Annotated in this window: 15 protein-coding genes; 2 read left to right on the forward strand and 13 right to left on the reverse strand. The window is 54.3% G+C overall.

The annotated features are described in order from the left end of the window. Nucleotides 1-49: 49 nt before the first annotated feature. The 13 genes from thrP to trxA form a co-directional block, all read right to left on the reverse strand. Nucleotides 50-1423: a bifunctional threonine/serine APC transporter ThrP gene (gene thrP / locus O1V65_RS17830; protein ID WP_165429860.1), complete on the reverse strand. Its 1374-nt coding sequence runs from the start codon at nucleotides 1421-1423 to the stop codon at nucleotides 50-52. A gap of 227 nt (nucleotides 1424-1650) precedes the next feature. Further along, the gene (wecG, locus tag O1V65_RS17835; protein ID WP_017492519.1) at nucleotides 1651-2400 is read right to left on the reverse strand and encodes a lipopolysaccharide N-acetylmannosaminouronosyltransferase; all 750 of its coding nucleotides are present in this window, start codon (nucleotides 2398-2400) and stop codon (nucleotides 1651-1653) included. 2 nt (nucleotides 2401-2402) lie between these two features. Next, nucleotides 2403-3782: an ECA oligosaccharide polymerase gene (wzyE, locus tag O1V65_RS17840; RefSeq protein WP_017492518.1), complete on the reverse strand. Its 1380-nt coding sequence runs from the start codon at nucleotides 3780-3782 to the stop codon at nucleotides 2403-2405. Further along, nucleotides 3779-4864: a TDP-N-acetylfucosamine:lipid II N-acetylfucosaminyltransferase gene (locus tag O1V65_RS17845; RefSeq protein ID WP_192504303.1), complete on the reverse strand. Its 1086-nt coding sequence runs from the start codon at nucleotides 4862-4864 to the stop codon at nucleotides 3779-3781. Before O1V65_RS17845 ends, wzyE begins: the two co-directional genes overlap by 4 nt. Continuing rightward, entirely contained in the window at nucleotides 4861-6111 is a 1251-nt protein-coding gene (gene wzxE / locus O1V65_RS17850) for a lipid III flippase WzxE (RefSeq protein ID WP_165429862.1), read from the reverse strand. Before wzxE ends, O1V65_RS17845 begins: the two co-directional genes overlap by 4 nt. Before the next feature lies 1 nt (nucleotide 6112). Next, entirely contained in the window at nucleotides 6113-7243 is a 1131-nt protein-coding gene (gene rffA, locus O1V65_RS17855) for a dTDP-4-amino-4,6-dideoxygalactose transaminase (RefSeq protein ID WP_017492516.1), read from the reverse strand. A gap of 4 nt (nucleotides 7244-7247) precedes the next feature. After that, nucleotides 7248-7955, reverse strand: coding sequence for a dTDP-4-amino-4,6-dideoxy-D-galactose acyltransferase (gene rffC, locus O1V65_RS17860; RefSeq protein ID WP_084912502.1), 708 nt, complete (start codon nucleotides 7953-7955; stop codon nucleotides 7248-7250). 57 nt (nucleotides 7956-8012) lie between these two features. Continuing rightward, nucleotides 8013-9311, reverse strand: coding sequence for a UDP-N-acetyl-D-mannosamine dehydrogenase (gene wecC, locus O1V65_RS17865; protein WP_017492514.1), 1299 nt, complete (start codon nucleotides 9309-9311; stop codon nucleotides 8013-8015). Then, nucleotides 9308-10438: a non-hydrolyzing UDP-N-acetylglucosamine 2-epimerase gene (gene wecB / locus O1V65_RS17870; protein ID WP_026110619.1), complete on the reverse strand. Its 1131-nt coding sequence runs from the start codon at nucleotides 10436-10438 to the stop codon at nucleotides 9308-9310. Before wecB ends, wecC begins: the two co-directional genes overlap by 4 nt. A 91-nt stretch (nucleotides 10439-10529) precedes the next feature. After that, nucleotides 10530-11594, reverse strand: coding sequence for an ECA polysaccharide chain length modulation protein (wzzE, locus tag O1V65_RS17875; RefSeq protein ID WP_269129912.1), 1065 nt, complete (start codon nucleotides 11592-11594; stop codon nucleotides 10530-10532). Between the two features lie 97 nt (nucleotides 11595-11691). Continuing rightward, nucleotides 11692-12786, reverse strand: a complete 1095-nt coding sequence (gene wecA, locus O1V65_RS17880; RefSeq protein WP_026110617.1) for a UDP-N-acetylglucosamine--undecaprenyl-phosphate N-acetylglucosaminephosphotransferase — start codon at nucleotides 12784-12786, stop codon at nucleotides 11692-11694. Between the two features lie 372 nt (nucleotides 12787-13158). Then, nucleotides 13159-14418 carry a transcription termination factor Rho gene (gene rho / locus O1V65_RS17885; protein ID WP_017492510.1) on the reverse strand — a complete coding sequence of 420 codons (1260 nt, stop codon included), beginning with the start codon at nucleotides 14416-14418 and terminating at the stop codon, nucleotides 13159-13161. 461 nt (nucleotides 14419-14879) lie between these two features. Then, nucleotides 14880-15206 carry a thioredoxin TrxA gene (gene trxA / locus O1V65_RS17890; protein ID WP_017492509.1) on the reverse strand — a complete coding sequence of 109 codons (327 nt, stop codon included), beginning with the start codon at nucleotides 15204-15206 and terminating at the stop codon, nucleotides 14880-14882. Nucleotides 15207-15339: 133 nt separating this feature from the next. Here trxA and rhlB point away from each other — a divergent pair, with 133 nt between their 5' ends. Together rhlB and gppA are read left to right on the forward strand one after the other, a co-directional pair. Further along, nucleotides 15340-16632, forward strand: coding sequence for an ATP-dependent RNA helicase RhlB (gene rhlB / locus O1V65_RS17895; RefSeq protein WP_017492508.1), 1293 nt, complete (start codon nucleotides 15340-15342; stop codon nucleotides 16630-16632). A gap of 8 nt (nucleotides 16633-16640) precedes the next feature. Further along, a complete protein-coding gene (gene gppA, locus O1V65_RS17900; protein WP_017492507.1) occupies nucleotides 16641-18137 on the forward strand; it encodes a guanosine-5'-triphosphate,3'-diphosphate diphosphatase in 1497 nt (498 codons plus the stop codon). Nucleotides 18138-18146: the final 9 nt, after the last annotated feature.

Here is an 18146-nt window from a genome sequence, read left to right on the forward strand (position 1 = left end):
AAGTAAGCATTTCAGGGTCCCCACCCGTACTTTTCACCCTTCAAGACCCTTAATGACTACGGCGATTCATCCCCAGCGCGAGATAAATAAGTGACACAGCGGCAATAAAAATCCCGCCAACAAGCAAAGAAACGCGCGTATCCGGGTTAATTGCCATGCCCACCAGCACACAAAGCAGGAATGCCAGCGTCAGATAGTTGGTATAAGGGAACATAATCGACTTGAACGGGTGATTCTTCAGCGCGGCGCGATGCGCCTCACGGAAACGCAGCTGGCTTACCAGCACCACAAACCACGGCACCATGCCCGGCAGCACGCTTGCGCTGTAGACATAAACAAAAACCTGCTCAGGGTTAGGGATAAGGTAGTTCAGGCACGAGCCTACAAGCAGGCACAGAATCGTTACCGCAATACCGTACACCGGCACACCGCTGGCCGACACTTTTGACAAGAATGCAGGCAGCTGACGATTTTGCGACAGCGCGTAGAGCATACGTCCACAGCTGTACATACCGCTGTTACAGCCCGAGAGCGCAGCGGTCAGCACCACAAAGTTGATAATACCGGCGGCGGCAGTGATGCCTACTTTGGCGAAGGTCAACACGAACGGGCTGCCGTGGGTGCCCATCTCATTCCATGGGAAGATAGTAATGATGACGAAAATCGCACCGACGTAGAAAATCAGGATACGCCAAAGAATATTATTGATAGCACGCTTCAGCGTAACCTGCGGATTCTTGGCTTCACCGGCGGTAATCCCGACCAGCTCGACGCCCTGATAGGACGCGACGACGATACAAAGTGCAAACAGGAAGCCCTTCCAGCCCCCGGCAAAGAAGCCGCCGTGCACGGTCAGGTTATCAAAGCCAATAGCCTGCCCATGATTTCCGAAACCGAAGAAGATCACCGCCAGACCCACAACAATCATCACAATGATGGTAGTTATCTTAATCAGCGCAAACCAGAATTCCATCTCGCCATACAGCTTTACTGCGGCCAGGTTGGCTGCGGCGACAATGGCGACGGCCGCCAGCGCCGGTATCCACTGGGGCAATTCCGGGAACCAGTATTGGGCATAGACGCCGATGGCGGTGATTTCCGATATCCCCACCGCTATCCACATGAACCAATAGCTCCATGCGGTCAGATAGCCGAAATAAGGTCCCAGATACTTATGGGCATAAACGGCAAAGGATCCCGCCACCGGTTCGAGATGCAGCATCTCGCCCATTGAACGCATGATGAAAAACACAAAAACGCCGGCCAGAATATACGCCAGCAAAACGGAGGGCCCCGCCCATTTGAGCGTACTTGCCGCCCCCATGAATAGTCCGACCCCGATAGTTCCGCCCAAAGCTATCAACTCAATGTGGCGCGCCTCCAACCCTCGGTGGAGCCCCTTTTTCTCTTCGCTACTCGCCATAAGTCCTCTGATTCTCAATATGTTGTGTTTGTTCTTTTTTCCGGGTTTGCCGGAATATTATTGTTGTTTCCCAAGGTCAGGGCAGATAAAACGGCGGTATGGTTCCGTATTTTGCAGTCAGTTGCAAACGGGAATAGACAAAATAGCGGAGCAGTTCGAAATTTCGGCGGGAGGGCAAAGGCAAATTGTGATGGCCCAAACGAAATCGCGGGCCATCAGGGCGTGACTTACAGGCGGCGGGTGATGAAATAAAACAAATATTTAAGCAGCCTGAGCTGACGCGGCAGGCGGCTCGGCTGCTTGAGCAGGCGATACAACCATTCCAGTCCGAGTTTCTGCCAGGCCTTCGGCGCACGTTTCACCGCGCCGATAAATACGTCGTAGGTCCCCCCGACGCCCATATAGAGCGCATCGGGATACACTATACGGCAGTCGCGCATCAGGATTTCCTGCCGCGGCGACCCCATGGCCACCGTTACCACCTTCGCGCCGCTGGATTTAACACGGGCAAACAGCGCGTCGCGATCGGCGGGGGTGAAAAAACCGTTCTGGCTGCCAACAATATTCACGTTCCAGCGCGTGCGCAGTTTGTCTGCGGTTTTTGCTAAAACGTCTTCGCGGCCACCGATCAGAAAGACCGGCGTACCCAGTCTTCCGGCGCGCTCCATCACCGCCTCCCACAGGTCTGCCCCCGCGACGCGCTCAACCTGCGCCTCGGGATATTTGCGGCGAATGGACTTAACGATGCTGATGCCGTCGGCATATTTATAGTCTGCCTCTTTGATGAGCGCGCGCAGCTGGGCGTCGCGCTCGGCGGTCAGCACTTTTTCGGCGTTGATGGCAACCAGCGTGCCGACCTTAACCCCCTCTTCGGAGAGCAGGTAATCGCCAAACTGGTCCATGTTGCGAAATCCCCACAGATCGATGCCACGAATGCTGTAGCGGGGAATAGAGAGCGGAGCAGAAGTCGAATCCATCATTATCCTTTATCGCGCAGGTACGGCTCAGCCACCGCGACGGGGTCAACGTGGGTGAAACGCCGCGTGCGCACTTTTATCAATCCGGCCACGTCAAACAGCCAGTACAACAGCTTGGCGGCAATCAGGCACAGGCCAAACACCAAGGCAAAAAAGATCACCCGCGAGAAGAACGAGTCCACACCTTCGCGCGCCAGCACGATCATATTGAATACCGCACCAAAACAGAAGCTCTGCAGGATGGCGGCCTTATAAGGATTGGCGGCGTTTTTGCCGAGAGCGTAAAGCCAGTCAAACCATTTGATAATCAGCCCTACCGCCACCGCACCGAGTGGGATAAAGCTCGCGCCGCCCATCACTACCAAGGAGCCTATCAGCGTCGGAGAAATCGCCAGCCCGGAATGGTTTTTCAACACGTCCCAGGTGAAATAGTTGGCGGTATTCATGACCGCTGAGGGCCTGCCCGGCCACAGCCAACTCGGGATGAAAACGTAGAAGTCGCGGATAATCGGCATCAGCCCCTGGAAATGAATCTTGTCGTAGTTTTGCAGCAGCAGCGCAAGATTCTCCCACGGCGAGAAGGTATCGCGGGTCAGATAGAGGAAGGTATAAAACGCTTCCGGACCGCTGACGTCGAGGTTGTAACGCTTCAACGCCAACCAGAACATGCCGACCACCGACATAATACCGGCCAGCAGCAGCATCCACAGCGTTATCCAGCCGCGAATAATGCCGATGAATAAGAACAGAGCCAGCGCGATGATGATATTGGCACGCGTGCCGCCCACTACCACGTAGGTCAACAAACCAAAGGCAAAGGTAGTCACCAGGAATAACAGCCAGTTACGGCTGTTCTGCTTAAGAAAATAGACCACCAGCATCGCGGGAATAAAGAAGTAGAAGAAGCGCTTGAGCGCGACGCCCGATACGTTGCTCGAGAAGATCTGGCTGTAAGACGTCAGCTTGAACAACAGGAAACCGTTGTGGGCGAAGAAGATGCCTAGCGTGACGATGGCGACCAGCGCCATGATTATCCAGGTGAGATGCGCCTCGACGCGGTTGATGCCAAACACCTCGCGGCCCGGACCCGCACGCGCCTTGCGCAGCCGCGTCTTGTACACCACATAGTAGAGCGCATAGAAGCAGGTCGCAGACAGCATCGCCTGCAGCAGATACGCCACCGGCACCACCTCGGTATCAAACTGGAACACCAGCAGGCAGGTGAGCGGAAAACCAAAGTAGAAGGTCAGCAGATAAAGCACGGAAAAGAACAGGTTAAAGCTGAACCGAACCCGGCGGAACTCGAGATAGGTCAGCGTCAGAATAAACAACAGGGATAAAGCATAGACGACGCTCAGGCCGCCCAACTGCGCCAGCGTCATGATGCCACTCCTGTGGCTATTTCCAGTGCCTGCACCCAGCCCTCGATATAGTTGGGGCTAAAAAATTGAATCTTCTGGCGATCGGTGGCCAGCAGTTGACGGCGCGCCTCGGCCAGAGTGGCGGCGTCGAGCGGATCGCCATAAAACAGCACCGGCAGATTTTCACTCGCCATGTCGCGCCAAAACGGATTCTTGCGGCTCAGCACGAAGGGCACACCGAACTGGATGAGCAGGCAAAGCGTGCCGATCCCCTGCTGCCTTTCAAAAATAAAATAGCCCAGCGAGCAATCTTTGAGCATTTGCAGGTAGTCATCAAAGGCCATCGATTCGGTGAGCAACTCGACGTTTTCCGCCGGGAAAAGCGCGAGCGCCTCACGGCGTACCTGCTCAATATACGGCTGATTATTTGCCGGATACCCCATTGGAATCACCACCTTGATACCCGCTCCCCACGCTTTATGCAGCGCGTGAAGCGCCTCGATGTGCAGGTTGCTTGGGTCACCGGAATTGCCGACCAGTACGCGAGGCATGCCTTCAGGAGGCGGCGCATCGGCGGCCAACGTCAACGAGGGGTCCATGCGGGTCGGAAAATAGAGCAGCGATGACGCGACGTGCGGATGACGATGGCGGTAATAGGCTAAATCGCCGCGGGTAGCAAAAACGTGGCCAACGCGGCCCTGTGCCAGGCGGCGCAGCAAATAAAACATTCTAAACTTTAAGCTGCCCGAGGTTTCATAGAGGTCGGCACCCCAAACGTGCCACAACACCTGACGCGCCTTGATTTTTCCGCTCAGCAGGGCGAGCCAAATGCCGGGATTAAACTGGCCGTGGAAAAAGAAGCGGCAGTTTCTGTCGGCCTGCGCTCTGGCTATCACCGCCTGCGCCAATGACTTCTTGTCGCTCAGCGTCTGAATATCAAGGTGTTCAAAAACCGGCAGCAAGGCAGGGTCACGGCTTACCACCATGAAGTTTCGCACACTTTCGCGCGGCACACGGGGAACCAGCACGTCGTTAAAGAAGTGCAGCAGGGTCGAATTATGGTGCGGGATATCAGATCCCAAAACGTGAATCAGCGTTGTCATGCTCGTCTACGATAGATAACAAAAAAGGTACAACACAGCGCAAAATAGAGAATGTAGGTCGCCATATAAGCCTGCGCGGCACCCAGTGCGCCATGTATTGGGATCAGCCAATGGGAAAACAGCGTCAGTAGTAAAAACTGACTAACCTCTGTGAGCAGATAAAAGCGCAGCGATGCCTTGGCAATCACCAGATACCCGAAGATATAGGCGCTGACTTTTAATACGTCCCCCACCAGCTGCCAGGCGAAGAGGTCGCGCATCGCGCTGAACTGATGCGAGAACAGCAGCCAGATAGCAAAATCACGCAGCAGCCAGACGGTAAAGCTGGCCGCGGCCACCACCGGCATCACAAACTTCAGCGCCTTGATGATTTCTTTGGCTATCTCTTCTTTATCAGTCAGTCTCGCCAGCGTCGGCAAAAGATAGACGCTAAATGAGGCAGTGATGAACTGCAGGTAGGCATCTGAAATACTGCTCACGCCCTGCCAAATCCCCACCGCCTGCCATCCATCGCGTTCCGCCAGCAGGTTACGCATCATGACGTAGGCGACCGGCAGCGTGACCGAAGTCATCAACGCCATCAGGGTAAACTTGCCGAAATGACGCGCCAGCTCGCTGTCCCAGCTCGGTGTTAAAAAGTTAAGCGCAAACGTGCGGCGGCGCAACAGCATCGCGGCAGCGGGCAACACCACCAGCGCCGGAACCAGCGCGAAACCCATCAGCGCCCCGCGATATCCGCCCACTGTGAAGCAAATCCAGTAGGCCAGCAGGCCAATAAGGCTACCGGCGATGACCGTCAGCGCGTTACCCTGCGCGTCACGATAGCCCTTTAAAATAGCCTGAAACAGGTTGGCATAGGCAATGCCCATCTGGATTAACGCCACCGCCCGCACCACCGACTGGTATTCGCCGTGGCCGAACAGCGCCACGCTTATTGGCTCGGCGGCGAGCAGAAACACCAGCGCCAGCAGGGTCGAGAAACTGAGAATCAGGGTCGAAGCAGTCCCCAGCACCGCTTTCAGCCTGTCGGGATGCTGATGATTTTCAGCAACATACTTGGTGACGCCGTTGAATATCCCGGCCCCGGAGAGTACGCCTAATACGGTAATCAGCTGACGAAAGTTCCCCGCTTGTCCCACGCCGCTCGGCCCAAAGGCGACGGCAAGCAGTTTGATGACCACCAGACCGGCACCGATTTTAATCAGCGTCGAACCGGCGGTCCAAATAGAGGCTTTAGCGAGAGACATATCAGGCGAAGAAGCTCAGCAGGGTAGAAATCACCGTTTTTTGCATCACATTGCTCATATTGTAAAACAGCGGCAGACGAACCAGTTTGGCGCTTTCCTCGGTGGTGAAGACGTCTTCACCGTGGAAATACCCGAACTTTTCTCCTGCCGTCGAGGAGTGCAGAGGGATGTAGTGGAAAACGGTGAGGATCTCCGCCTCTTTCATATAGGCGATAAAGGCGTCACGTTGTTCCGTATCCTTGAGCTTGATGTAGAACATGTGCGCGTTGTGGGCACAGTGCGGCGCTAGCGTCGGCAACACCAGCTGGCCACTGTCCTGCAACGGTTTCAACGCCCGATAATAGTGTTTCCACAGCTCGAGGCGATGCTTGTTAATCTCCTGCGCCACCTCAAGCTGTGCCCACAGATAGGCGGCCTGCAAATCTGCCATCAGATAGCTGGAACCGATGTCGCGCCAGGTATATTTATCGACCTGTCCACGGAAGAACTGGCTACGGTTGGTGCCTTTCTCACGAATTATCTCGGCTCGTTCCACCAGCTCAGGACTGTTAATCAGGGTCGCGCCCCCTTCGCCCCCGGCGGTGTAGTTTTTTGTCTCATGGAAGCTGAAACAACCAATATGGCCGAGGGTGCCAAGCGCGCGGCCTTTATAGGTCGACATCACGCCCTGCGCCGCATCTTCGACGACGAAAAGACCGTGTTTCTCGGCCAGCGCCATGATGGTGTCCATCTCGCAGGCCACGCCGGCATAGTGTACGGGCACAATGGCCCGCGTTTTGTCGGTAATGGCCGCCTCAATCAGCGTCTCATCGATGTTCATGGTGTCAGGGCGGATATCGACGAACACGATGCGTGCACCGCGCAGCACAAAGGCGTTGGCGGTCGAGACAAAAGTATAGCTAGGCATGATAACTTCGTCGCCGGGCTTGATGTCCAACAGGATAGCGGCCATCTCCAGAGAGGCGGTGCAGGATGGCGTCAGTAACACCTTCCTGCTGCGGAAGTTTTTCTCGAACCACTGCTGGCAGCGACGAGTGAAACCGCCGTCGCCGCAGAGTTTGCCACTGCCCATCGCGGCCTGCATGTAGTCCAGCTCGGTACCGACGATAGGCGGCGAGTTAAATGGGATCATAAAATTACCTGTACAACCAATAGGCTGAATGAGAAAGAACACCGCCGCTGGCGCGATAGAGGTTTAATGCGGCAATATTTCCCGTTTGAGTGGCGACCCTGAGCTGCGTTACACCCTGCGCCAGACACCAGTGTTTAGCGGCGTGCATTAAACGCTTACCGATACCTCGACCGGTCACCTGCGGCTGCACGGCCAGCAGGCCTATCCGCGCCACGCCGGGTTCGAGAGTCCTTAGCGTGACGAAACCCAGCAGCTGGCCGTCATCGGCGAGCAGCGTCAGGCAGTGGGTATCAAAGGTACCTAGAATGGCTTTTTCGGCCCACAGGGCATAGAACCGTCCCGAGTCATCGGGCTCATACCAGGGCGCGCGAAAGCGGCTCAGCTGAAACGCACCGGCGGCCAGCTGGCTCACCCGCAGGATATCTGCCTCGCTGGCAACCTGATATTCACAGGGAAACGCTTCACCGTCGAGAAGGTTGAGCGAGAAATCGATCTCCCCTTCAACCATACGAAATCCCAGGCGATAAAGCGTCTCGAGAATATCACTTTCGTCTGCCGGGACCTTGACCTGAACCAGTGGATAAGCGCTTAGCGCCTCGCGCGTCAGCTTCTCCCCCGCCGAATCCAGCGTCAGTTTAGCGCTCGGCCTGAAGAAAAAATCACTTTCCCACTGCAAATAGTCAAGTCGTCCGCGGATATGATTATCGTTCATTTGGAACCTCATGCCATCGGCCAGAGTTCACCATTACACGTTTCGCTTAAGGCTGGCTTAACGCCATACGCCTTTGGTATCGACTATCCAGTCTTGCTTGATCTGCTGGCCGGGGATGAGCTTAAACACCGCATGGTCGACCAGCATCACCAGCACGTCGGCCTGTTGCAGCGCGAACTCTAACGACTGGAGCTTAACCTTGTTCTCAAGCGCTGGCGGCAGATGGGGCACGTTCGGCTCCACCACCCAGGTTTCTCCTGCATGCCAGTCGGCAATCAGCTCGGCGACATGAACCGCAGGGCTTTCACGCAGGTCGTCGATGTTCGGTTTAAACGCCAGCCCGAAGCAGGCAATCTTCACCTCGGCGGCACGCAGACCGGTTGAGGCGAGACAGTCGGCGACCGCTGCTTTCACCTTGTCGACCACCCAGAAAGGCTTAGCATCGTTGACCACGCGGGCGGTATGAATAAGCCGCGCAAGAGAAGGATGCTGAGAAACGATAAACCACGGATCGACAGCGATACAGTGCCCACCCACGCCGGGACCGGGTTGCAGAATGTTGACCCGCGGATGACGGTTCGCCAGACGGATAAGCTCCCAGACGTTGATGCCCTGCACGTCACAAATCAGCGAAAGCTCATTGGCAAACGCGATGTTCACGTCGCGGAAACTGTTTTCGGTCAGCTTGCACATCTCGGCGGTGCGGCTATTAGTGACCACGCATTCGCCCAACAGAAAGATATTATAGAGCTCGCTGGCACGCGCCGAACACTCGCGGGTCATACCGCCAATCACGCGGTCATTTTTAATGAGCTCAACCATGACCTTGCCCGGCAGCACCCGCTCTGGGCAGTAGGCAATATTCACATCGGGCGCGGCCGCGTCTTGCTGCGGAAAACACAGGTCAGGGCGCAGCGCGGCGAGCCAGTCCGCCATTTGCTCGGTTGCTCCGACCGGTGAGGTCGACTCGAGAATAATCAGGTCGCCCTTCTTGAGCACTGGCGCAAGTGCATTGACCGCCTGCTCGACGTAATCCAGATCCGGCTGATGCCCGTCCTTGAACGGCGTCGGCACGGCAATCAGGAAGGCGTCAGCGGGCCGTGGGGCGGTCACTGCCTCGAGAAAGCCCTCGTCTACCGCCTTTTTCACCAGTTCTTCAAGCTCTGGCTCGACAATATGTACGCCGCCGCGGTTGATGATGTCGACCGCACGCTGATTGATATCGACACCAATGACCTTTTTTTGCCGCGAGGCGAAGGCGGCGGCCGTCGGCAGCCCGATATAGCCCAGCCCGATGACAGAGATGGTTTCAAAGGCTCGGTGTTTATTCACACTCGGAAAGGTTGTTAGAGTCATGGTAATTCTCGAGTTTTCTTGAGTGCCGCCAAAATTTGGTCACAGGCGCTGCCGTCACCATAAGGATTATGCGCCCGACTCATGCGTTGATAGGCATCGGCGTCGTTCAGCAGGTTGGACACTTCGCTGACGATACTCGCGGTGTGCGTTCCGACCAGTTTAACGGTGCCTGCTTCGATGGCCTCGGGCCTCTCGGTTGTCTCACGCATCACCAATACCGGCTTGCCCAACGACGGCGCCTCTTCCTGAATGCCCCCCGAATCGGTAAGGATCAGATAGGCGCTGTCCATCAGATAAACGAACGGCAGATAGTCCTGCGGCTCAATCAAGATGACGTTATCGATACCCTGCAGGATGCGATTAACCGGCTCGCGAACCTGCGGGTTAAGGTGCACCGGATAGAGTATTTGCGCATCGGCATGCTGTCTGGCTATCTCGGCCAATGCGCTACAAATACGCTCAAAACCGTCACCGAAGCTCTCGCGTCGATGACCAGTGACCAGAATCAGTTTCTTTTGCGGGCTAATAAAATCGTAGCGCCTTGCGACATCCGCCCTGAGTTCGGGGGACTGATTGAGCAGATTACGCACCCACAGCAGCGCATCAATCACCGTGTTGCCGGTCACAATAATATCCTGTGCGTCGATCCCTTCGCGCATGAGATTGCTACGCGACAGCGCGGTCGGCGCAAAATGCCACTTGGCCAGATGGCCGGTCAACCGACGGTTACCCTCTTCCGGCCACGGAGAAAGCATGTCTCCGGTGCGCAAACCCGCCTCAACGTGACCGATCGGGATCTGCTGATAAAACGCGGCAAGACTGGCAGTCAGCGCGGTTGTGGTATCGCCGTGAACCAGAACGACGTCCGGTTTAAAATCCTCAAGCACCGGCTTGAGCCCCAGCAGAATGCGGCTGGTGATTTCGGTCAGGTCCTGACCCGGTTTCATGATATCGAGATCGTAATCCGGCTTGATGGAGAAAAGACCTAACACCTGATCCAGCATCTGACGATGCTGGGCAGTCACACAAACTTTAGAATCAAAGGCATCATCCTGAGCCAAAGCATGTACCAGGGGTGCCATTTTTATTGCTTCCGGCCTGGTACCGAAAATCGTTAATACTTTCACAGAGGCACTCTCTTTTGATAGGCGCAGCGCTTTCCTGCGGAGCGGGCGCGTCAAAGACGCCCGATTATTCATCGCTATCTTTTTTTATTTTTTATTCTGCTGTTTTTACGCGACGGCGGACCAGCGCCACACCGGCACCGATAAATCCACCCACAACTCCCCACATGATTGCCAGGAATACGCGGCGCGGGCTGTCGCGTTTTACCGGCTCTTCCGGCGTGCGCAGGTAGCGGTATGTCTGGAATTTGGCGTTCAATACGGGCCCAACATTAAGCGTAGCCAACATCGCTTTATTCTGATCGTAATCGATATCAAAACTCGGGCCTGAGGCCTGCAGCAGCTTTAACTTCGCCTGTAGCATCGGCGTACCCAACAGAAACATCTCGGAGTCCGGCAGGCGGTCCGGCGTGGCGTCGGTCATGCTGTGGTCGATATTCTGCTGATCGGCAATCTTCAACGCTTGCTGGGTGTTGTTCAGTTCGCGGTTATAAATGGCGGTCGCTACCTCTTCCTGACGTTTAACCTGCGCCTTCATAGACTGCGTGCGTGCGGCCCAGGCACCTTCGATTTCGTCATACAGATGCTGGGCAGCGCGTGCGCTGGCGAAGCTGACGTACTGACGCAACAGCTTGTTGGCGTCGGCGGCGGTCTCAGCGGTCAGTTTTACGCTGTCGTTAGGCATCTTCTTCTCGTCGCGCGCGGTGAACTGAATCGCACCGATCAGTTTGTCGAGCAGCACGGCATCGGCTCCGCTTTCGCCGGTCTTGCGTTGAATGTAGTAAGGGTTTTGCAGCCAGAAATCCCGGCGGGTATCGTAGGCGGCCAGCTGCATCACGAATTCACCGTAGGCGTCATCGGAAATCGAGGCCTGATCGCCCGCCGGGGTAAAGGTGTTTTTGGCATCGAGATTGCGCAGGAACTGCTCCTGCGAGAAGTATGACGCCAGATTGTTAACAGTAGGCTTGTCAGTGACGGCGGTGGTGCTCCACTCCTGCTTCATCAGCAGTGAAACCAGTACCGCGACGAGGGCAAACCCGAGCGCCAGACCGATAATCCACAGTTTTCCCTGCCACAGCGCACGGCACAGCCCGCGAATATCCAGTTCATTATCAACGGCGAGTTCGTTCCCTGTAGACATCGTCTCTGACTTCATCATTCCCACCAAATTTTGATTAATTAATTGTGTTGCCATCAGACGGAGTCAGACGCGGCGTGTGATCCCTGGTGACGGTATAGCAGACGGTAAGGCGACGCTATTGTGCGGAGTGACGACGCAGCCTTCTTTTGACACGTTTGAGCAACCGCGCCACGCGCCACGCACGTTTAATACAATAGCCATAGAGCATGAATGCGACAAAGAATAGCCCAAGCATTAACCATTCGGGGAAGTGAAGTCGCTCACCGGCCACGCCGATAGCGGCCAGCACGGCAGCGGCCAAGGTGATCAGTACAAAAGCCTGACGCGAGGAGAATCCCGCCCGCATAATCAGATGGTGGATGTGCTGACGGTCCGCCGAGAAGGGACTCATTCCCTTGCGCAGACGGCGATACATGATGGCAATCATGTCCATCAGTGGAATGGCGATGAGCCATAGCGCGGTCACGGGGGTCATCGGCGGATGCGCGAAGCTGCGCGTGCTCTGGGTGCATTGCAGCAGGATCCAGATCACGGTAAAGCCGATAAGCGTACTGCCCGCATCGCCCATAAATACCTTGTAACGACGGCCAAAAACACCGAGGTTCAGCAGCACATAAGGAATGATGGCGGCAATCATCGTGAAGCACCACAGCGCCAACGAGTCGTAGCCTTTGGACAGCATCACGATGCCCATTGAGCCGAAGGTCACGCACGACAGCCCGCCCAGCAGACCGTCTATACCGTCAACCATGTTGAAGGCGTTGATGGCAGCCCATACGGCAAACAGGGTAACCAGATAGCCAAACGGGCCGAGGAACATCTGCCAGGGACCGATAATGCGCCCCAGGTCATGCAGCACCATATCACCGTAAATCATCATGATGACGGCAACGAGTGCCTGAATGCAGGCGCGGATTTTTACGCTGATGTCGTATTTGTCATCCAGCGCACCCACCAATACCAATAATCCCGCGCAGGCGAGATAAAGCAACTTATGGGGGATCTGAATGTTAGTAATGAAAAAGGTAAAACAGACCACTGCATAGACAGAGATACCGCCAACCAGGGGGATAAGTCCTTGATGGCGTTTGCGGTAGTCAGGTTTATCAACTAATCCAATCTTTTTGGCCACTTTGCGCGCCAAAAATAAAAAGACAAATGAAAACAAGAAAACAATGACGAGCTCAGTACTCATAGTGAGTAAATTCACAGTTAAAACGTCTCTGCATTAATGGTAAATCTGCGCAAGCTATCTGGCAGCCTGGTCTTGAATTTGGCAGTAGTCATTACCACCTCGCGGTTTTGCGTTCATATCCTATGTGGCTTTCGGATTTTATTACGTTTTGTGCGTCGTCCGAAGGATCCTTCCTGTCCGCTTTTATACAGCGACAAATTAATGAATGATGCCCGTTGAGGCTATCCGGTGTTATCTGATTCTAGGGTGCATAAGGCGCAGTGCGCCGTGCATTACTACACATCGTAGCGACCAAACGTAAAAAACGCCACGTCTTCACGCAGCGTTTTAATATTTTTACGTTATACCCATTTCACTTGCAGCGGCAAGTTGGCGGGCAGAGTAAAATTATGAACGTTTCATCATATCGAAGAATTCATCGTTGGTTTTGGTCATGGCCAACTTGTTGATGAGGAATTCCATTGCGTCGATTTCACCCATTGGATGGATAATTTTACGCAGGATCCACATCTTCTGCAGTTCTTCAGAAGTGGTGAGTAGCTCTTCTTTACGGGTACCGGAGCGGTTGTAATCGATAGCCGGGAATACACGTTTCTCGGCGATTTTACGCGCGAGGTGCAGTTCCATGTTACCTGTACCTTTGAACTCTTCGTAGATGACTTCATCCATTTTCGAACCGGTATCAACCAGCGCGGTCGCGATGATAGTCAGGCTGCCGCCCTCTTCCACGTTACGTGCTGCACCGAAGAAGCGTTTTGGACGATGCAGGGCGTTGGCGTCAACACCACCGGTCAGGACTTTACCTGATGCAGGAACCACGGTGTTGTAAGCACGCGCCAGACGGGTAATTGAGTCCAGCAGGATGATAACGTCTTTCTTGTGCTCAACCAGACGCTTGGCCTTCTCGATAACCATTTCGGCTACCTGAACGTGGCGAGATGCAGGTTCGTCGAAGGTAGAAGCAACTACTTCACCTTTAACAAGACGCTGCATCTCGGTCACTTCTTCCGGACGTTCGTCAATCAGCAGTACCATCAGTACGCAGTCTGGGTGGTTGTAGGCAATGCTTTGCGCAATGTTCTGCAGCAGCATGGTTTTACCGGCTTTAGGCGGTGCCACAATCAGACCACGCTGGCCACGGCCAATTGGCGATGCCAGGTCGAGTACGCGTGCGGTCAAATCTTCGGTAGAACCGTTACCACGCTCCATGCGCAAACGTGAGTTGGCGTGCAGTGGGGTCAAGTTCTCGAACAGGATTTTGTTACGGGCATTTTCTGGTTTGTCGTAGTTAACTTCGTTAACTTTCAACAGGGCAAAATAGCGCTCGCCTTCTTTTGGCGGACGTATTTTACCGGAAATAGTGTCACCGGTACGGAGATTGAAGCGGCGGATTTGGCTGGGAGAAACGTAAATATCATCTGGACCGGCGAGGTAGGAGCTGTCTGCTGAGCGGAGGAAACCAAATCCGTCCTGCAGTATCTCCAGAACACCGTCACCGAAGATATCTTCTCCGCTTTTGGCATGCTGCTTCAGTATTGAAAAGATAATGTCTTGCTTACGCATGCGGGCCTGGTTTTCCAGTCCCATATTTTCGCCGAGTGTAATCAGGTCAGAAACCGGCGTATTCTTTAATTCGGTAAGATTCATAATGGTGGGTTCTTAAACTCGGGGTAGGTCTCGAAAATCTGTCGTGAATGGGGATGGCAAGGACGTCCATGCCAGCTTAAATTACTTTTAGGGTAGAGACTCTCAATTTGCAGCTTCTGATTAAAGGTCACGGGCGTGTTGACTCGCGAACTATTTCTTGAAAGAGGGCAGACTTAAATTGAAGGTGTCTCAAAGCCGATTTTTTTAAACCGTAAGATTGTCAAAGCACATCGCCATTACACCTGTTTTTCAACAAGTCGTTTTCTACGCAAGCAGTTTTTATCAAAGCAACTTTAATAGGCAGATGTTTTCAACACAGAATAAAACGCTAGAATCAAACTACAGGTAAGCTTAAATATGCAGTAAGCGTAAACTTAGCACGCTTCTTTGCAGGCGTCTAGCGGTCAGTGTGAAAAACACACGTAGCCCGCCAAACGCCTGATTTAGGTCATTCAAATCTATTACAGATTGGCGTTCAGGAAATCTTTCAGCTGACCTTTAGACAGTGCGCCGACTTTAGTCGCAGCCACTTCGCCGCCTTTGAACAGCAGCAGGGTAGGAATGCCACGGATACCGTATTTTGGTGCGGTGCCCGGGTTTTCATCGATGTTCAGCTTGGCAATAGTCAGCTTGCCTTCGAACTCGGTGGCAATTTCGTCCAGGATCGGAGCAATCATCTTGCATGGACCACACCATTCTGCCCAGAAATCGACCAGCACCAGTCCTTCGGCTTTCAGTACGTCTTTGTCGAAACTGTCATCAGAAAGGTGAATAATTTTATCGCTCATGTTCTACTCCAAAGGATTTATCTTTACCTTGTTGATGTAGCATTAACCAACAGTAGGTTGACTCTATTTCACCATGTTTATTTCAACGGATATGCTTTCGTAAAGCAATAGTTAGCTGATATTCTACCACACTATGAGCAAAACACACTTAACCGAACAGAAGTTTTCCGACTTCGCCCTGCACCCGCTAGCAGTCGAAGCCCTTGAAAAGAAAGGGTTTCATTACTGCACGCCTATTCAGGCACTCGCATTGCCTATCACGCTCTCAGGACGTGATGTTGCAGGTCAGGCGCAAACCGGTACCGGCAAGACGCTGGCTTTTTTAGCGTCTACTTTCCATTATCTGCTTTCTAACCCGGCTGCTGAAGGTCGTCAGACCAATCAGCCACGTGCTTTAATTATGGCACCGACGCGGGAATTGGCGGTACAAATTCATTCGGACGCCGAAGCGCTCTCCGAATCCACCGGACTGAAACTCGGTCTGGCCTACGGCGGCGACGGCTACGACAAACAGCTTAAAGTGCTGGAAAGTGGCGTCGATATCCTGATCGGCACGACTGGCCGGTTAATCGATTACGCAAAACAGAACCATATTAATCTGGGTGCAATCCAGGTCGTGGTACTGGATGAAGCCGACCGCATGTTCGACCTCGGTTTTATCAAAGATATTCGCTGGTTGTTCCGCCGCATGCCGCCTGCGACTCAACGCCTGAACATGCTGTTCTCGGCAACGCTGTCCTACCGCGTTAAAGAGCTGGCGTTTGAAAACATGAACAACGCCGAATCGATTGAGATCGAACCGGAACAGAAAACGGGTCACCGCATCCAGGAAGAGCTTTTCTATCCTTCAAACGAAGAAAAGATGCGCCTGCTGCAAACCTTAATAGAAGAAGAGTGGCCAGACCGCTGCATTATCTTCGCCAACACCAAGCACCGCTGTGAAGATGTCTGGGGCCACCTGGCTGCCGACGGACACCGCGTAGGCCTGCTGACCGGCGACGTGGCGCAGAAAAAACGCCTGCGCGTGCTCGAAGACTTCACTAAGGGTGACATCGACATTCTGGTCGCAACCGACGTTGCTGCCCGTGGTCTGCACATTCCAGCCGTGACCCACGTCTTCAACTATGACCTGCCTGACGACTGCGAAGACTACGTTCACCGCATCGGCCGTACCGGTCGTGCAGGCCTGAGCGGACACTCAATCAGCCTGGCATGTGAAGAATATGCGCTGAATCTGCCGGCCATCGAAACCTATACCGGCCACAGCATTCCCGTCAGTAAATACAACAGTGATGCGCTTCTAACCGACCTGCCGGCACCAAAACGTCTGGCACGTACGCGCACCGGCAACGGCCCACGCCGTAATTCATCTTCATCACGACGCGGTGGCAATGCACCACGTAACAACCGTAAACGTTCGGGCTGAAAAAAATTATGCTGAGCTCCACCTCACTTTATGCAGCGATCGATCTGGGTTCCAACAGCTTTCATATGTTGGTCGTCCGTGAGGTGGCAGGCAGTATTCAAACTTTGGCCAGAATTAAACGCAAAGTGCGTCTGGCGGCCGGGCTGGATAAAAATAGTCACCTCTCCGCCGAAGCGATGCAGCGAGGATGGCAATGCCTGAAATTATTTTCCGAGCGTCTACAGGATATCCCGCGCGAACAGATCCGCGTGGTTGCAACGGCGACACTGCGCCTGGCAAAAAATGCCGATGAGTTTTTGAAAACCGCTGAAACCATTCTTGGCTGTAATATTCAGGTCATTAGCGGTGAAGAAGAAGCACGCCTGATTTATCAGGGCGTGGCCCACACCACCGGCGGTCCTGACCAGCGCCTGGTGGTGGATATCGGCGGCGGAAGCACCGAACTGGTTACCGGTTCAGGCGCACAGGCCAACACGTTGTTCAGCCTGTCTATGGGCTGCGTGACCTGGCTCGAACGCTATTTCACCGACCGAAGCCTGGTCAAAGAGAATTTTGACAAGGCCGAGCTAGCCGCAGTTGAAATGATTACCCCCGTCGCACCCGAACTGCTCGCCAACGGCTGGCAGGTCTGCGTTGGCGCGTCCGGTACGGTGCAGGCATTGCAGGAAATCATGGTGGCGCAGGGGATGGACGAACGGATTACCCTCTCCAAGCTACAGCAGCTCAAACAGCGTGCCATTCAGTGTGGCAAGCTCGAAGAGCTCGAAATTGAAGGGCTCACGCTTGAGCGTGCACTGGTGTTCCCAAGCGGGCTGTCCATCCTAATTGCTATCTTCAAAACGTTGAATATTGAATCCATGATGCTGGCGGGTGGCGCGCTGCGCGAGGGTCTGGTGTACGGCATGCTGCATCTGCCCGTTGAACAGGACATTCGTCAACGCACCCTGCACAACCTGCAACGCCGCTATCTGCTCGACGTTGAGCAGGCGAATCGCGTTGCGGCGCTTGCCGAGAACTTTTCCGTTCAGGTGTCAAACACCTGGCAGCTGGATGCCCGCGCCCGTGAGCTGCTGGCTAGCGCCTGTCTGATCCATGAGATTGGGCTGAGCGTTGATTTCAAGCAGGCGCAGAATCACGCAGGTTACCTGATTCGTCATCTCGATTTACCCGGTTTTACTCCGGCGCAGAAAAAACTGCTGGCAACGCTGCTGCAAAACCAGAGCAATAACCTGGATCTGCCGCTGCTTAACCAGCAAAACGCCCTGCCGCCGCGTCAGGCCGAGCGTCTGTGTCGCATCATGCGACTGGCGATTATCTTCGCCAGCCGTCGTCGTGATGACACGCTGCCTGCGGTTCGCCTGCGGGCTAATGATGATGAGTTGAACGTGTTAGTGCCTCACGGATGGCTGGAACAGCATCCGCTGCGGGCCGAAGAGCTGGAGCAGGAAAGTCATTGGCAAAGTTACGTCCATTGGCCGCTGTTCATAGAAGAAGCCAGCAAATAAACGACGTTC

It is taken from the genome of Rouxiella badensis (genome assembly GCF_026967515.2).
In the GTDB taxonomy this organism is placed as follows: Bacteria; Pseudomonadota; Gammaproteobacteria; order Enterobacterales; family Enterobacteriaceae; genus Rouxiella; species Rouxiella badensis.

What these genes read in the sequence shown, in the direction of transcription:
- thrP (WP_165429860.1), bottom strand. Translation starts at nt 1,423, where the DNA reads ATGGCGAGTAGCGAAGAGAAAAAGGGGCTCCACCGAGGGTTGGAGGCG.
- wecG (WP_017492519.1), bottom strand. Translation starts at nt 2,400, where the DNA reads ATGGATTCGACTTCTGCTCCGCTCTCTATTCCCCGCTACAGCATTCGT.
- wzyE (WP_017492518.1), bottom strand. Translation starts at nt 3,782, where the DNA reads ATGACGCTGGCGCAGTTGGGCGGCCTGAGCGTCGTCTATGCTTTATCC.
- O1V65_RS17845 (WP_192504303.1), bottom strand. Translation starts at nt 4,864, where the DNA reads ATGACAACGCTGATTCACGTTTTGGGATCTGATATCCCGCACCATAAT.
- wzxE (WP_165429862.1), bottom strand. Translation starts at nt 6,111, where the DNA reads ATGTCTCTCGCTAAAGCCTCTATTTGGACCGCCGGTTCGACGCTGATT.
- rffA (WP_017492516.1), bottom strand. Translation starts at nt 7,243, where the DNA reads ATGATCCCATTTAACTCGCCGCCTATCGTCGGTACCGAGCTGGACTAC.
- rffC (WP_084912502.1), bottom strand. Translation starts at nt 7,955, where the DNA reads ATGAACGATAATCATATCCGCGGACGACTTGACTATTTGCAGTGGGAA.
- wecC (WP_017492514.1), bottom strand. Translation starts at nt 9,311, where the DNA reads ATGACTCTAACAACCTTTCCGAGTGTGAATAAACACCGAGCCTTTGAA.
- wzzE (WP_269129912.1), bottom strand. Translation starts at nt 11,594, where the DNA reads ATGATGAAGTCAGAGACGATGTCTACAGGGAACGAACTCGCCGTTGAT.
- rho (WP_017492510.1), bottom strand. Translation starts at nt 14,418, where the DNA reads ATGAATCTTACCGAATTAAAGAATACGCCGGTTTCTGACCTGATTACA.
- trxA (WP_017492509.1), bottom strand. Translation starts at nt 15,206, where the DNA reads ATGAGCGATAAAATTATTCACCTTTCTGATGACAGTTTCGACAAAGAC.
- rhlB (WP_017492508.1), top strand. Translation starts at nt 15,340, where the DNA reads ATGAGCAAAACACACTTAACCGAACAGAAGTTTTCCGACTTCGCCCTG.
- gppA (WP_017492507.1), top strand. Translation starts at nt 16,641, where the DNA reads ATGCTGAGCTCCACCTCACTTTATGCAGCGATCGATCTGGGTTCCAAC.